This window comes from Actinoplanes sp. NPDC049265, from assembly GCF_043197135.1.
Taxonomy (GTDB): domain Bacteria; phylum Actinomycetota; class Actinomycetes; order Mycobacteriales; family Micromonosporaceae; genus Actinoplanes.
The window spans coordinates 129114-143927 of the sequence record NZ_JBICSP010000019.1; the positions used below are offsets into that span (position 1 = coordinate 129114).

The following is a 14814-nucleotide window of genomic DNA, read 5'->3' on the forward strand; positions in this document are numbered from 1 at the left end:
CATTGTGGAATTACTCTGCAGGACATGAGGATGCTGCGCGTCTGGCTCGGGCAGGCGGCACGATCGCGGACGCTGCCGGTCGTCGCCGTCTTCGGGGCGATCTCAGTCCTGCTGCTGTGGCTGGCGCGCGGCGGTGACGCGTACGGATCGAATCTGGCCCTGAACCTCGGTTCTGAATTCGTCGGCACGCTCGTGGTGATCTTCGCGTTGACGCCGATCATCCGCCGGGCCGAGCGCGGCCGGGTCCGAGAGCACCGTCACCTCGACTTCGGGTGGTACATCGGCCGGGTCCGGTCGGCCGGCCTCAGCATCCGGATCCTGCACACCTTCTCGCGGCTGCTGCTTCCCCCGCACGACCAGCGGTTCCTGGCCGCGGCGGCCGACCTGCTCCGGCGCGGTGGCACCGCCCGGATCCTGCTCATGCACCCCGACTCGGTGGCCGCCGCCCAGCGTACCGCCGAGCTGGCCGGCCGCGGCGACGTGGCCATCGAGTCGCGGCGCAACCTGCAGGCGCTCGACGCATTCGAGCGCGGCCTCGACCCCGGGCTCCGACACCGGTTCGAGGTGCGGCTGTACGCGACGTCGGCCTCGCTGCAGGTCTACTGCTGGGACGATCGGCTGCTGGCCTCGTTCCTGCCGCTCGGCCGGTTGTCCGGGGACCACGCTCAGCTGGAGGTGTCGGAGGACTCACCGCTGGGCGGGTTCGTCACCGAGCGGTTCGAGGAACTCTGGGACCGGAGCATGCCGGTGGACGACTACTGGCGGACCACGGTCACGATCGCCGGCGACGCCGAGCAACGCTCGTACACCGCACGGTTCCTCCTGGTCGGGGAGCAGTTCTACCTGGCCGATCCGGAGGTGGTGGCGCACATCGCGCGGGCCGGCGCGGCGACGGTACGGGCCGTGCTGCACGACGCGCCGGAGCGCTCGTTCCGGGTGGCGGTGCTGGCCGACGGGGACGAGGAGTCCGCCGAGGTGCAGTCACGGTATCTGGAGAAGTACGACCACCCTGAGACGGTGTTCGTCCGGTTGGGCTAGGTTCCTTCCGAGGGGGTGGATCACCGATGCGGGTTGCTGTCCTGGGCGCCGGGGTCATGGGCGTCGGCGTGGTGCATTCGTTGTTGCGGGCCGGGCACGAGGTGGCGGTGTGGAACCGTACCGCCGCCAAAGCCTTTGACCTGGCATCAGACGGAGCCGACCCCGCGTCGACGGTCGAGGCGGCGGTGACCGGCGCCGACGCGGTGATCACGATCCTGTTCGACGCCGGCGCGGTGCTCGACGTCAAGCCCGCCGTCGTCTCCGCGCTCGGCCCTCACGCCGTGTGGATCCAGTCGGCCACGGTCGGCGTCGCCGGGATCGCCGCGGTCGCCGACGGGGTGACCGCGATCGTCGACGCGCCGGTGCTCGGCACCAGAAAACCGGCCGAGGACGGCGCCCTGATCGTGCTCGCGTCCGGCGATCCCGCCCTGATCGAGCGGTGCCGCCCGGTCTTCGACGCGATCGGTTCGCGGGTCGTGGTGGCCGGCACCGAGATCGGGGCGGCCACCAAGCTCAAGCTGGTGTGCAACTCGTGGGTGACGGTGCTGATGGCCGGCATCGCCCAGTCGGTGCAGTTCGCGCGCTCGCTCGGCGTCGACCCCGCGCTCTACCTGGAGGCCATCGCCGACGGCCCCACCGGCGCGCCGTACGCCCAGCTCAAGGGCAAGGCCATCCTGTCCGGCGACTACACGACGTCGTTCGCCGTCGACGGGGTGGTCAAGGATGTCGGGCTGATGGTCGAGGCGGCGGCCGAGGCGGGCTTCCCGCCCGAGCTGCTCGACACGGTTCTGCGGCTGTACACCCGCACGGCCGAGGCCGGCCATGGCGAGAGCGACATGGCCGCAGTGGCCGAGGCGTTCGCCGGCAAGTAGCGGTCGGGTCCGGCCGCTCCGGCTGGCGTCGCGCGCGGCGTTTGCCGGCGTGTCGCTGTGCGGGGGTGCGACCTTTCGCTGGTGGGCTGCTTCCTCACACCGGGTCGGCGAACAGTCGTGGCGGCGTGGCCGTTCGGGTCGTCGGGATCGGTTGATCGGGCGGGATACCCGGCCGCCGTCGGCTGGGCGACAACGATGCAGGTGGCGCCGGAGTTCCCTGAAGGAATGCTTCGGGTCGCCACGTTCAACGTCAACAATCTCTTCTCGCGGTGGAGTTTCGCGGCCGACCTGCCGCGTACCGTCGCCGATGCCGCTCTGCCGGCGCTGCACGCGGACAGCAAGGACGCGGCGGCCCGGGCGGTCACCATCGACGGGCAGGCTCCCGGCGGGGACATCGTGCGGATCGTGCTGCCGGACGGGCAGGAGCTGACCGGGATCCTCCGCACCTTCGCCGGTCGGCTGGTCAGCGGCAAGGACCCGAAGGCGCGGTCCTGGATCGCGCGGCGGATCGCCGTTCTCGACGCGGACGTGCTGTGCCTGCAGGAGGTCGAGGACCAGGACACGCTGGACACCTTCGGCCGGGAGGATCTGGCCGCCCTGGGCGTCGACTACCCGTACCGGGTGGTGATCGAAGGCAACGATCCGCGGCGAATCGACGTCGCCATCTGCTCCCGCCGGCCGATCGAGCGGATCAGCTCGTGGCGCTACTGGGCTGACCGCGTGTTCAGCCGCGATCTGCTGCAGGTGGCGGTCGAGGCGCCGGACGGCAAATCGCTGAACATCTTCGTGAACCACCTGAAGAGCAACTTCGTCCCCGACGAGTTCGCGCTCGGCCCGGCCGGGGTCGAGGCCGCACACGCGGCGATCACGGCGAGACGTACGCGCCAATCCGAAGCCATCGCCGCGATCCTGCGCCGCCAGCGCATCACCAAGCGCGCGGTCGTCCTCGGCGACCTCAACGACATTCCCACCAGTCCGGCCCTGTCCGCACTGGCCCGGCACGGCCTGATCGAGCAGATCAGCCGCGCCACCACGATCCCCGGTCCGACGCGCACAGGCGCCCTGGTCGAAGACAGGTTCGCGGCCGAGTCGGCAACCATGTGGACGCATCGCCACCGGGCCGACAAGAAGACCACCTACAGCTGCTACGACCAGGTGTGGACCACCGACGACCTGCCGGTAACGGCCGCCCACGTAATGCGCCGCACCCAGATCAGCGGCGACGGCAGCGACCACGACCCGGCCTGCGTCGACCTCGCCCTCTAGCTATAGCTAGCGCCCGAGGGGAGAACTTCATCGGCCGGAGTAGGGCCGCACCCAGCCCGGCCAGGGTCGAAGCTCCTCGTCCAAGGCGGCACCGAGGAGAGCGAGGGCCCCTTCGGTGGTCGGTCGGCGCGCGGGATCCGGCTCGCACAGTCGCGAGAGCGGCTCGGCCAGAAAGCGCAGAGCAACCGAAGAACTCGCCTCGCGCAGCGTCACGCCCAGGGCAAACACATCCATGCCGGGGCTGATCGGCTCGCACGCCTCCATCTCCGGCGGCGCGTAACCCTGCGTGCCCACCGGACGCCCGGCCGGCTGCCGCGCGCCGATCTCCCGCGCCGAGCCGAAGTCGATCAGGATCGGGCGGCCGTCGCGCAGCACGATGTTCTCCGGCTTCACGTCGACGTGCGCAACCCCGTGCTGATGCAGCGTACGCAGCCCCGCCAGCACTTGAATGCCGAGCAGCGCGACGTCCTCGGCGCCCAGCGTCCCGGTCTCGTCGATCTCGTCGGCGAGCGTCGGCCCGTCCACATACTCCAGCGCCACGTATGGGACCGCCTCGCTGATGCCGTCCTCGTACAGTCGCGGCAGAACGGGATGCGGATTGTCGCTGAGCGCGGCGACCTCGCGGCCCAGTGACCGCGCCGCGCGGGGGTTGCCCACCTGGTGCGGGCGGGGCAGCTTGAGCACGGCCGGCCCCCACAGCCGAGGCGACCAGACCAGCCAGGTCTCGCAGCGCACGCCGACGCCGAGTCGTTCCCAGGCGCGGAAGCTGCCGGGCATCGGGGCGCCCTCGGCGAACGTCCAGATCGGCTCGCCGTCCTCGTCGTCGAGCGCCAGCGTCGGCACGAGTTCGTCAATCATCTGCGACTCCATCTGCGTCTCCAGAATGAGGAGAGTGGAGACCCGCCCGGATGTTTCGGTGAGGCCATCGGGGCGGGTCTCCGCTTCAGGGGCGAGCGGGCGCCGGAATTGCACCCTCTCGCGTCGGCGGACCACCGGAATCGGTCCGCCGCGGGGTGGGTCAGCCGCGCGTGCGGGTGCGGGTCCGCGTGCGGGTGCGGGTCCGCGTGCGACCGCCGCGGTGCTGCAGCGGCGACTGGATGCGACGACCAGCCATGGTGATCACCTCCTCGGTTTCTCAGTGACGGAACTGCTGGATCAGCCCCGCGTACGGGTGCGCGTCCGGCTGCGGGTCCGGGTGTGCTTGCGTCCACCGCGGTGCTGCAGCGGGGACTGGATGCGACGACCGGCCATGAGATTCACCTCCCCCCGAGAGGGTGACGACCCGGTCGGCGATCGCCGCCAGGTCGAGATCGTGGGTGACGAGCAGCACGGTGCGCTCGGCGGTGGCGGAGCGGATGGCCCGCATGATCTCCGCGGCGGACGCTGGGTCCAGCGACGCGGTCGGCTCGTCCAGCAGGACCAGGGGCGCGTTCGAGACGGCGGCGCGGGCGATCGCGACCCGGCGGCGCTGACCGCCTGACAGGCGTACCCCGCCCTCGCCCAAGGGGGTGTCATAACCGGCCGGCAATGTCTGCGCGAACTCGTCGACCAGCGCGGCCCGACCGGCGGCGAGCACGTCCGCGCGGGTGGCGGTGGCCGACCCGAACGCGATGTTCTCGGCCAGTGTGCCGTCCAGCAGCCACGGGTCCTGCGGCACGAACGCGATCCGCTCGCGCAGGCTGAGCTGCCGGATGTCGCGGACGTCGACGTTGTCGACCAGCACCGCGCCGGCCTCCACGTCGTACAGCCGTAGTAAGAGGTGCAGGATCGTGCTCTTGCCGGCACCGCTGGGGCCGATCAGCGCGACCGTCTCGCCGGCGCCGACCCGCAGGTTGAAGTCGTGCAGGATGGGCCGCTCGCGGTCGTAGCCGAAGCCCACGTGGTCGAAGCGGATCTCGTCGCGGAGCAGGGGCGCGGGGCCGGCGCCGGGCTTTTCCGGTACGGCGTCCGTACTGTCCAGTACTTCGGCCACCCGGGCCGCGCTCGCCCCGGCCTTCGCCAGCGTGGTCGACAGCCGGGTCAGGGCGCGCACCGGCGAGTACAGATCTTTCAGGTATGCGACGACGACCAGTAGTTCACCGGTGCTGAGCCGGCCGGCCAGCACCTCGCGGCCACCGACCAGCAGCACCAGCCCGGCGCCGACGGCGAGCACCACGTCGGCCAGCGGGGTCCAGCGGGCGGCGGTGTCGATGGCGCGCAGCTCGGCGTCGAGCAGGGCACGGTTGCGGGCGTTGAACGAGCGGGATGCGCGGTCCGTACGGCCGAACGCCTGCACCGCGCGTACATTGCGCAAAAGGTCGGTCGTGGTGGCGGCCAGCTTGCCGGACTCGGCCCGCGCCTCGGCCTGGTTGGCCCGCACCCTGCGCCGCTGCCGCACCGCGAGGACCGCCAGCACCGGCAGCACCGCCAGCCCCACCAGGGCCAGGCCCGGGTCGAAGACCACCAGGATGACGAGTACGGACAGAAGCATCAGCACGTCCGGTATGAGCGTCTCGGCCAGCGCCACGATGGCGTCCAGCATGCGTCCCACGTCGGTGGTGAGCCGGGAGAGGAGCTCGCCGCTGCGCAACCCGTCGTGCCAGCGCAGCGAGCGGGTCACCGCATGGTCGAACACCTGGGTGCGCATGCGGGCGCCGATCCGCTCGGCCGCCCGCTCGACCGTCATCACCCCGGCCATGTCGAGCAGGCCGGCCACCCCGCTCAGGGCGACCGTGGCCAGCGCGGCGAGGGCCAGGACGGCGACCCGCGGGTGCTCGGCGCCGATCACGTGGTCGACGGCGAAGGCGAGCGGCCACGGGCGGGCCAGCGTCACCCCCACCTGGAGGACGTTCAGCCCGGCCCCGGCCGCCAGCGGCAGCGCCTCGGCCCTGACTGCGGGCCGGGCGACGGAGATGGCGAGCGGTGCTGACATGCCGACAACTTTCGGCGTTCAGCGGTCGGCGCCGCCATTGCACCTTGGTACTAAGACTCCGGTCCGATCCGCATTCGCACCTTTCCGAATACGCTCACGCCATGACCTCAACCGTCGGGCTGGTGGCCCGGTTCACCGCGGTCGGCGTGGCCGTGCTGGCCGGGCTGGCCGCCCTGCTCGCGCTGGCCGCGCGGCAGGCCGGGGTCGAGCAGGCCACCGAGTCGGCCAGCGAGGTCGCGTTCGTGACCGCCAAGGGAGTGGTCGAGCCCCGGCTGGACAAGGCGCTGATCGACGGCGACCCGGCCGCGCGGGCCGCGTTCGATCGGGCCATGCGACAGTACGTGCTGGCCGGCTCGCTGGTCCGGGTCAAGCTGTGGGACGAGTCCGGCCGGATCATCTACTCCGACCAGGCCGGCCTGGACGGCACCACCTGGGAACTCGAGGAGGAGGAGCTCGAGGCCCTGCGCGAGCAGCGGATCGACTCCGAGGTGAGCGACCTGTCCCGGCCGGAAAACCGGTTCGAGGTGCGCTACGGCAAACTTCTCGAGGTGTACGCGGGGGTCCGTGCCCCCACCGGCCAGCGCCTGCTGTTCGAGGTCTACTTCCGGTACGACGCGGTCGACCAGGCCGGCCAGGCGGCGTGGCACAAGTTCGCCCCGATCGCGCTCGGCGCCCTGGTCGCGTTGCAGCTGGTGCAGATCCCGCTGGCCTGGTCGTTGGCCCGCCGGGTGCAACGCCAGCAGCGCGAACGCGAGAGGCTGCTGCGCCACGCGGTCGACGCCTCCGACTCTGAGCGCCGGCGGATCGCGGGTGAGTTGCACGACGGGGTGGTGCAGCAGCTCACCGGCATCACCTACGCGTTGGACGCGGCCCGGCTGGGCAAACCCGACGAGAGTCAGCGGGCCGAGGTGATCAGTCAGGCCGCGGCCGATCTGCGTACGGGCATCGGCCAGCTCCGGTCGCTGCTGGTCGACATCTACCCACCCAACCTGGACGAGGAGGGCCTGGCGTCGGCGCTGGCCGAGCTGGCGGCCGGTCTGGAACGCACCGGGGTCGGGGTCACGCTCGATGTGGCCGACACCGAGCGGCTCACACCGGTCACGGCCGGGCTGCTCTTCCGCACCGCTCAGGAGGCACTGCGCAACGTCAGCGCACACAGCGGGGCGTCGCAGGTCGACATCAAGGTGGTTGAAGAAGGAGGAATGGTCCGGCTCGTGATAGATGATGACGGACGAGGGTTCGACGGCGACCTGATCGCCGAACGGGCCGAAGGCGGACATTTCGGGTTGCGAGCGTTAAGCGACCTGATCTCGGACGCACGCGGCAGGCTGGTGATCCGGTCCGCGCCCGCCGCCGGGACCAGGGTGGAAGCGGAGGTGCCGGTTCATGATCCGGGTGCTGATCGTCGACGATCACGCCGTCGTCCGGCGGGGGTTGGCGCAGCTCCTGGAGACGACCGATGATCTCCGCCTGGCCGGTGAAGCATCCAATGGTGAAGAGGCCATCACGCTCGCGGCGTCTCTTCGCCCCGACGTCGTACTGATGGATCTCTCCATGCCTAAAACCGACGGGGTCAAGGCGATCGGAGTGATCGTGACCGACAATCCCGATGCTCATGTGCTGGTGCTGACGTCGTTCAGCGACCAGCAGCGAATCCTCGACGCGCTTTCCGCCGGGGCCGAGGGCTACCTGTTGAAACACGCCGAGCCCGAGACCATCCTGGCCGGCATCCGCGAGGTGGTGGCCGGCGGTTCGCCGCTCGACCCGAAGGCGGCCCGGGTGCTGCTCACGAGTCGCCGGGCGCCCCGCACGTCCCTCACGCTCACCGAGCGCGAGCGTGAGGTGCTCCGGCTGGTCGGCGAGGGCCTGCCCAACAAGTCGATCGCTCGCAAGCTGGGCATCAGCGAACGCACCGTGAAAGCCCACCTGACCAGCGTCTATCAGCAGCTCGGGGTGACCGACCGCACCCAGGCCGCCCTGTGGGCGCAGCGTCAGTCCGAGGTACTAGGACCAACGGACAATGGCGCACCGGGCACCGAAGGTTGAAGATCGGAGTGTGGAGAATGTCCGGGTAGCGGCACCATCCTCGACGCAACCGGCGTCGTCCTCGGCTGGTGCGGGGCAGTCCTCGCTCCAGCCGGGGCCGTCTTCGGCTGGCGTGGAGTCCTCCGCTGGCGGGGTGCCGTCCTTGGGAGCGGGGCCGTCTTCGGCGGGTGCGGAGTCCGCCGCCGGTGCGGTGCCGTCGTTGGGTGCGGCGTCGTTTTCGGCGGGTGTGGAGTTGTCCATGGCGGGCGCTGGGTCGTCCGAGGTGCAACCGGGACCGTCCCTGGCACACGCCGGGCCGTCCTTGGAGCACGCCGGGCCGTCCTTGGAGCACGCCGGGCGCTCCTTGGAGCACGCCGGGCGCTCCTTGGAGCACGCCGGGCGCTCCTTGGAGCACGCCGGGCCGTCGCTGGAGCAGCCGGTGTCTGACCTGCGGAACCGGCCGGTGGTGCTCGACACCGGGCCGCTGGGTCCGCGCGATCGGCGACGCCGTGGGCGCGCTGCGCGTGGGGTGCTCGGGGTGGCCATCGGTGCGGTGCTCGCCGCCGGGACCGTGGCCGCCGGTGGTTGGAGCATCATGACCGCGGCCAGTGGGAGCCCGCGGGCCGAGGAGGCGTCGCCGCTCTGGTACACGCCGCCGGCCGAGGTGGGTCCCACGCCGGCCCGACCGGTTGTGGCACCGGATTCGCCCGGGCGCGCCGAGGTGGTGCCGCCGTCAGCGAGGCCGGCGACGTCCACGAGCCCATTGTCACGTCACTCCTCCCGGGGCCGCGGTTCGTCGCCTGCCGGCGGCGGGTCGGCACCGTCCTCCGGAGGCAGCGCCTCGCCCGACCAGAGCAAGGGGAAGGGATCGCCGACCACCAAGCCGACGCCGACCCAGACCTCGGGTAACGGCGGCAAGGGCAAGAGCGGTGGTGGGGACGACGCCGCGGGTGACGACCACAGCGGATCCGGCGAGTCGGGTAGCTCGGGTGGTTCCGGCGGCTCGGGCCGGTCCGGCAAGGACGATTCGAAGTCGGATGATTAGGTGAGCGGGTCCGCGCCGGTGGCGTGGCCACCGACGCGGTCACTCGGCCCGTGCTCGTGTTGAGGGATCAGCCAAGTGCAAGGCCCCTGCGGCCGATCCACGTTTAGGCAGGTGGGGAGGCTTTGCGGCGTTGGTGGATCACGTTCAGCCAACTAAGGGGCGTTGCGGCGGTGGCTGATCCACGTTCTGTCTAGGGTGGGTGCGCTGCGGCGTTGGCCGATCCGGGTGCGGCGGCTTAACTGCGGGCCGTTGCGGCCAAGGCTCGGAATAGGGCGCCGGGGCGGGAGAGCTCGGTGGGATGGGCCAGCATCGACGTGACCCGGCCGACCGTGCGGTTGAGCGTACGATCACGCATTGATGCCTTGTAGACCAGACCGCTGGCCCATCGAATCAGCCGGTAGCCGCGTGGGTAGGGGCCGTCGACGTGCGGCAGCGCCAGGTCGGCGAGAGTGGACACCTGCCAGGCGGCGTCGACGATGACCCGGACGTCGGCGAAGTAGGACAGTGCCGGCCTGGACAGGTCAGGGTGGGCGCGCAGGTATTCGGACAGGCAGCCGGCGTGCAGCATGGCCGACGTCATCCCCTGGCCGTACACCGGGTTGAAGGAGGCCACCGCGTCGCCGGCGGCGATCAGCCGGGCCGGGAAGCGGTTCAGCCGGTGGTAGTCGCGGCGCCGGCTGTCGGCCTGGTGGTACGTGACCACGTCGCTGGTGCGCTCGGCGGTGGTGGCGATGTGGCCGAACTCGGCCGGGAAGTCCTTGGTGCAGCGGCGCTCGTAGTCCTCGGGGTCGCGGCTCGGCCGGTCGTCGTCGTACCCGGAGACCAGCATCGTCCAGCGGTCACCTTCGACGGGCGTGAAGCCGCCGATCCGCGCGACGGTGCCTGGCCTCGGGTTGGTGATCGAGACGGTCGCCCACACCTCGGCGTCGGCCGGCCGGCGGAAGAACGCGGTGGCGTAGTTGAGCTTGATGTTCATCCGCTGCATGGGCGGGCGCGGGTACCCGTACCCGTCAATCCAATCGCCCAGCCGGCTGGAGCGTCCGGTCGCGTCGACGACGAAGTCGGCGGGCTCCTCGAACACCCCACCACTGCTCGCCACCATGCCCGCGCCTACGCCAGCCGTTTGGCCCGCGCCAGCTGTTTGGCCCGCGCCAGCTGTTTGGCCCGCGCTGGTCGTCTCGTCCGCGCTGGTCGCGGGGCCCATGGGCTCTCCGGTGCTGGCCGCCCTGCTCGCGCCCAACGCCTCGCCCGCGCTGGTCGGCACGTAGCGGACACCGGTGACGGCGCCGTCGGCGATGGTCAAGCCCTCGACGCGGCCGTGCAGCGCCCGCACGTTGGGCAGCGCGAGCACTCGGTTCCGGATCAGCGCTTCGAGGAACGGCCGGCTGGAGATGATGCCGTTCATGCCCGGTCCGCTCGGCGGGTCGGGTCGCAGCTCACCGTCGATGTAGAACCGTTGCGTGTCCGGCGGCGGGCTGACCGCCCCGGCCGCCAGCGCCGCGTCGACGAAGCCGGGGAACCACCGTTCCAATTGGATCTGCCCGGACGGCAGGAGCGCGTGGACCTGGCTGCCCTGCGGCACTCCCGGTCGCGGCCGCAGGGCGGCGGGATCGCGGGCGATCTCCTCATCCGAGACGTCCAGCGCGGCCAGGTCGTCACGCTCGATGATCAGCACCTCGTCGGCGTGGTCGCTGAGCACGCGCGCGGCCATCAAGCCGGCGACGCTGCCGCCGAGCACAATCGCCCGCCCGAACAGCACCTGCCGGCCCTCGGGCCGGACGGGCGAGGTGATGGCCCTGAAGCGTTCCGCTGCCGACATACCAGGGACCTCCGAAGAACGTGAATGATTGTCTGCTTCCTAATCGATCTCCATAGATACCACGATCCGTCGTCGGACCTGCGATCTTCTAGCGGGGGCGGCCTCGACTCCCCGCTTGGCATCGATCATATTGACGCTCTGCGGTGAGCCATCTACTGTCCGCATCGGATCAAGAAGGACTTCGCCGCTCTGGCCGGAGTGTCGCGGCCGACGGTGGCCCTGTGGCTGAGCCGGTACGTCGCTGACAGCGCATCCGGGCTATTGGCAGCGAAGCCTGGTGGCCCCCGTGATCATGTGAGCGCAGAGGTCCGGTCGCGGGTCCCCGGCGCTGACCCGTACCGCGCCGCCGGCCGCAACGGGGTTGTCGCACTGGCCGACCCGGACGATGAGGTCACGAATGAACAGGCAGGACGCCGACGGGAGTTTGGCGAGCTTCACGGCCTCGCTGGAGTCGGCATCTATCCAACATACGGTTCCGAACGGGACCTGGTCCGTGACTCAGGATTTGACACCTTATGGAATTCGGCCTGGGGCCGGCTCGACCCCTGCAGCCCCGATCGCTTGATGAGCAAGCCTGTGGAATCAACCGGGGCGGCCTGCCGCGAAGAAGCCGTGGCGCGGGATCGCACCGGATTGTGTCCATCACGTGGCGACCCCAGGTCATTGGCCGGGGATGGTCAGCCGGTCGCGGTGGGAGAGGTGGCCGGCGGTGAAGCAGATGCGGTAGGCGGGAGAGCGCGCCGTCGCATGGACCCGATAGAGCCGGCACTCGTCGACACCGGTCGGATCGGCCGGCGTGGCCGATGGGCGGTCGTTCGCCGGCGAGTAAGCAGGGAGCCGCGCCTCCACCGACGCGCGGTCCTGGCCTACGCGGAGTTGGGCATACGTGTCGGCGTCGAGCACATTGGGGCTGCCGGTCAACGCGTCGTAGCCGACCATCGCCAGCAGCAGCACCGCCGCGGTGACCGCCGGGAAGATGAGGACGTCCATCGCGCTGCGGCGGACGCGGTGGCGGGCCCGGGCCAACTGGAGTTTCGCGTCGGGCCGGGCCGGCGTGGCGCCGGTGTCCAGCGGCAGCGTGGCGGCCACCTCGAAGCCGCCCACTGTGGCAGGGCCGGCGGTCAGGTGGCCGCCGGCCAGGCGTACCCGCTCATCGAGGCCGGCCAACCCGAAGCCGGCGCCGGGCTCGACAGTCGGCGCGAAGGTCCGGACCATGACCACCGCCCGCCGAGCCGTCTCGTCAGTGGACAGACGCACGTGAATGGCGGAACCGGGCGCGTGTTTGGCCGCGTTGGTGAGCCCCTCCTGCACGACGCGGTAGGCCGCCCGGTCGCTGGCCGGCGGCATGGTCGGCGGATCGCCATCGACGTGGATCTCCAGGCCTGAGGCGCGCGCCTGCTCGATCAGGCCGGCGATCGAGGTGCTGGTGAGCGGGTGGTCCTCGCGTAACACGTCGACGATCTCGTGCAGCCGATCGGTGGTCCGGGCGGCCGATTCGCGCAGCTCACTTGCCGCTTTTCGGGCCGCGTCGTCGAGGCTCTCCTCGACTTCCAGCGCCGCCGCGCGGAGGGCGAGGAGGCTGAGCTCGTGGCCCAGCGAGTCGTGCATGTCACCGGCGATGCGGGCCCGCTCGACCAGGCGGCTGAGCTCCTGCTCGCGCTCGAGGTGCTCGGCCAGCTCCCAGCCGTCGTGCACCAGCTCGTCGTGGCGGCGTACCAGCCGGCCGACCAGCCAGGGCAGCATGACCGTGGTCAACGCGCTGGCGACCGCGGGCACGCCGCCGACCGGCGCGGCGACGACGCACAGGGCCGCCACGAAGATCAGGCCGGCCCGTGCACCGGCGGTGTGCCGGCCGAGCAGCAGGGCCAGGGCCACCTGCGGCACCATCAGCGCGCCGGCGAACAGCGTGCCGGTGGTGGCCAGTGAGAGCGCCAGCGGGACTGCGGCGGCGGGGACCGGCCAGCGCCGGCTGGCCACGACCACCGGTGCCAGCAACACCGCCATGATCCCTTTCTGCCACAGCGGCAGCGGATCGTCGGAGATGGCCAGCACGGCGCTCATGACCAGCCACAACAGCAGGTCCGACCAACTCCATGAGCGGTGCATGTCCAACACCGTACGGCGCCGAAAGTCAGGTCGAACACCTGACGAAAGTCAGTAATCGCCGGTACGCCTCCCCGAGTAACTTTCCGCCCCATGATTAGCCTGCACGGACTCACCAAACGGTTCGGTGCCACGACCGCGGTCGACGATCTGACCCTGGAAATCACGCCGGGGCTGGTGACCGGCTTCCTCGGTCCCAACGGGGCCGGCAAGTCCACCACCATGCGGATGATTCTCGGTCTGGACACGCCGACCGGGGGTGCCGCCCTGGTCGACGGCCGTCCCTACGTCGAGCTGGTGCATCCACTGCGCACGATCGGCGCCCTGCTCGACGCCAAGGCGGTGCATCCCGGCCGCAGCGGCCGCGATCACCTACGGGCGATGGCACGGAGCCAGGACATCCCGTACGCCCGGGTCGAGGAGGTCCTGGCGATGACCGGCATGAGCGACGCGGCGCGGCGGCGGGCCGGCACCTATTCACTGGGCATGAGTCAACGGCTGGGCATCGCCGGCGCGCTCCTCGGCGACCCGCGCGCCCTCATGCTCGATGAGCCAGTCAACGGCCTCGACCCCGACGGCGTCCGCTGGATCCGCACGCTGCTGCGCGGGCTCGCCGCCGAGGGCCGCACGATCTTCGTCTCGTCACACCTGATGAGCGAGATGGAGCTGACCGCCGACCGGCTGGTGGTGATCGGCCGCGGGCGCCTGATCGCCGACGAGCCGATGGCCAACCTGCTGTCCGGCAGCGGCACGGTCGTCTCCGGCCCGGCGCTCGAGCCGCTGGCCGAGGCGCTGCCGTCGGCCACCTGGACGGCGCCCGGTGAGCTCACCGTCCCCGGTCTCGGGCCGGAGGAGGTGGGCCGGCGGGCGTACGAGATGGGTCTGATGTTGCACGGCTTGAAACCGGCCGAATCGTCATTGGAGGAGTCATACATGAGATTGACCGCCGACAGCACCGAGTTCGGAGCCCGCGCATGAGCACCCTGGCCGCCGAGTGGGTGAAGCTACGCTCGGTCAGGTCGACCTGGTGGTTCGCCGCCGGTGCCCTGGCCACGATGATCCTGGTGGCGGCGTCCAACGCGGACAGTGATCACGGCGGGCTGGTCGCCAAGCACGCGCCACCGGCGTCGGTCGACGCGGCATCCGAGGCCATCGTGGCGGCGGGCTGGCTGCTCGTCATCGTCGGCGCTCTCGGCATGCTGGTCGCGACCAGCGAGTACGCCACCCGCAGCATCATGGTCACCCTGGCTTGCACACCGTCCCGCAGCCGTCTGATGCTGGCCAAGACCGCGGTGGTGTTACTGACGGTGTTCGCCGCCGGCACCGTGATCGCCGCGATCGGGGTGGCGTCCAGCGCCCCGCTGCTGCGCGAGTTCGCCGACGTCGACGCCGCGCAGCTGTTCGGCCGCATCGTGGCGATCGGCGCGCAACTGGCCCTGACCGCGGTGCTGTCGCTCGGCCTCGGTGTTCTCATCCGGCGCACGGCCGGTGCGCTGACCGTCTTATTCGTGTTGCTCTTCATCGTGCCGGAGCTGTTCGGGGTGCTGGCCGACGTGTTCCATGTCGAGGTGTTCAACACCCTCGGGGGCTATCTACCCAACGTGGCTGGCGACCGCTTCATGCACGGCGAGCCGCTGTGGGGCCTGGTCGGCGCGGGGTGGGCGGCGGCGTCGGTGGTCGGAGCCATCTGGGTGCTACGCAGGCGCGATGCATGATGGGTACGCGTGATGCATAC

At 70.9% G+C, this 14814-nt stretch carries 12 protein-coding genes; 8 read left to right on the forward strand and 4 right to left on the reverse strand.

Translation table 11 applies throughout. From position 1 onward, the window contains the following. The first annotated feature begins 24 nt into the window (after nucleotides 1–24). The 3 genes from ACGFIO_RS34820 (at nucleotide 25) to ACGFIO_RS34830 (ending at nucleotide 3176) form a co-directional block, all read left to right on the forward strand. A complete protein-coding gene (locus tag ACGFIO_RS34820; RefSeq protein ID WP_392833134.1) occupies nucleotides 25–1038 on the forward strand; it encodes a hypothetical protein in 1014 nt (337 codons plus the stop codon). 26 nt (nucleotides 1039–1064) lie between these two features. Further along, complete coding sequence (locus tag ACGFIO_RS34825) at nucleotides 1065–1910, forward strand: NAD(P)-dependent oxidoreductase (protein WP_392833137.1); 846 nt, start codon at nucleotides 1065–1067, stop codon at nucleotides 1908–1910. Nucleotides 1911–2135: 225 nt separating this feature from the next. Beyond that, a complete protein-coding gene (locus ACGFIO_RS34830) occupies nucleotides 2136–3176 on the forward strand; it encodes an endonuclease/exonuclease/phosphatase family protein (RefSeq protein ID WP_392833139.1) in 1041 nt (346 codons plus the stop codon). 27 nt (nucleotides 3177–3203) lie between these two features. On the opposite strand, the gene ACGFIO_RS34835 is transcribed toward ACGFIO_RS34830, so the two are convergent. Next, nucleotides 3204–4034 (reverse strand): serine/threonine-protein kinase, encoded by an 831-nt coding sequence (locus tag ACGFIO_RS34835; RefSeq protein ID WP_392833142.1) that lies wholly within the window; start codon nucleotides 4032–4034, stop codon nucleotides 3204–3206. Nucleotides 4035–4311: 277 nt separating this feature from the next. Next, entirely contained in the window at nucleotides 4312–6087 is a 1776-nt protein-coding gene (locus tag ACGFIO_RS34840) for an ABC transporter ATP-binding protein (protein ID WP_392833145.1), read from the reverse strand. Between the two features lie 101 nt (nucleotides 6088–6188). Here ACGFIO_RS34840 and ACGFIO_RS34845 point away from each other — a divergent pair, with 101 nt between their 5' ends. The 3 genes from ACGFIO_RS34845 to ACGFIO_RS34855 all read left to right on the forward strand — a co-directional run bounded on the left by ACGFIO_RS34845 (nucleotide 6189) and on the right by ACGFIO_RS34855 (nucleotide 9157). Then, a complete protein-coding gene (locus tag ACGFIO_RS34845; RefSeq protein ID WP_392833147.1) occupies nucleotides 6189–7550 on the forward strand; it encodes a sensor histidine kinase in 1362 nt (453 codons plus the stop codon). Continuing rightward, nucleotides 7483–8133, forward strand: a complete 651-nt coding sequence (locus ACGFIO_RS34850; protein WP_392833149.1) for a response regulator — start codon at nucleotides 7483–7485, stop codon at nucleotides 8131–8133. The genes ACGFIO_RS34845 and ACGFIO_RS34850 overlap by 68 nt, the downstream gene beginning before the upstream one ends. A gap of 238 nt (nucleotides 8134–8371) precedes the next feature. After that, the gene (locus ACGFIO_RS34855; protein ID WP_392833152.1) at nucleotides 8372–9157 is read left to right on the forward strand and encodes a hypothetical protein; all 786 of its coding nucleotides are present in this window, start codon (nucleotides 8372–8374) and stop codon (nucleotides 9155–9157) included. Nucleotides 9158–9392: 235 nt separating this feature from the next. On the opposite strand, the gene ACGFIO_RS34860 is transcribed toward ACGFIO_RS34855, so the two are convergent. Both ACGFIO_RS34860 and ACGFIO_RS34865 read right to left on the reverse strand, forming a co-directional pair. Further along, complete coding sequence (locus ACGFIO_RS34860) at nucleotides 9393–10976, reverse strand: FAD-dependent monooxygenase (protein WP_392833153.1); 1584 nt, start codon at nucleotides 10974–10976, stop codon at nucleotides 9393–9395. 660 nt (nucleotides 10977–11636) lie between these two features. Continuing rightward, a complete protein-coding gene (locus ACGFIO_RS34865) occupies nucleotides 11637–13082 on the reverse strand; it encodes a sensor histidine kinase (RefSeq protein ID WP_392833155.1) in 1446 nt (481 codons plus the stop codon). Between the two features lie 90 nt (nucleotides 13083–13172). On the opposite strand from ACGFIO_RS34865, the gene ACGFIO_RS34870 reads away from it, so the two are divergent. Both ACGFIO_RS34870 and ACGFIO_RS34875 read left to right on the forward strand, forming a co-directional pair. Beyond that, complete coding sequence (locus tag ACGFIO_RS34870) at nucleotides 13173–14057, forward strand: ABC transporter ATP-binding protein (RefSeq protein ID WP_392833158.1); 885 nt, start codon at nucleotides 13173–13175, stop codon at nucleotides 14055–14057. Then, nucleotides 14054–14794, forward strand: coding sequence for a hypothetical protein (locus ACGFIO_RS34875; protein WP_392833161.1), 741 nt, complete (start codon nucleotides 14054–14056; stop codon nucleotides 14792–14794). Before ACGFIO_RS34870 ends, ACGFIO_RS34875 begins: the two co-directional genes overlap by 4 nt. The last annotated feature ends 20 nt before the right edge of the window (nucleotides 14795–14814 follow it).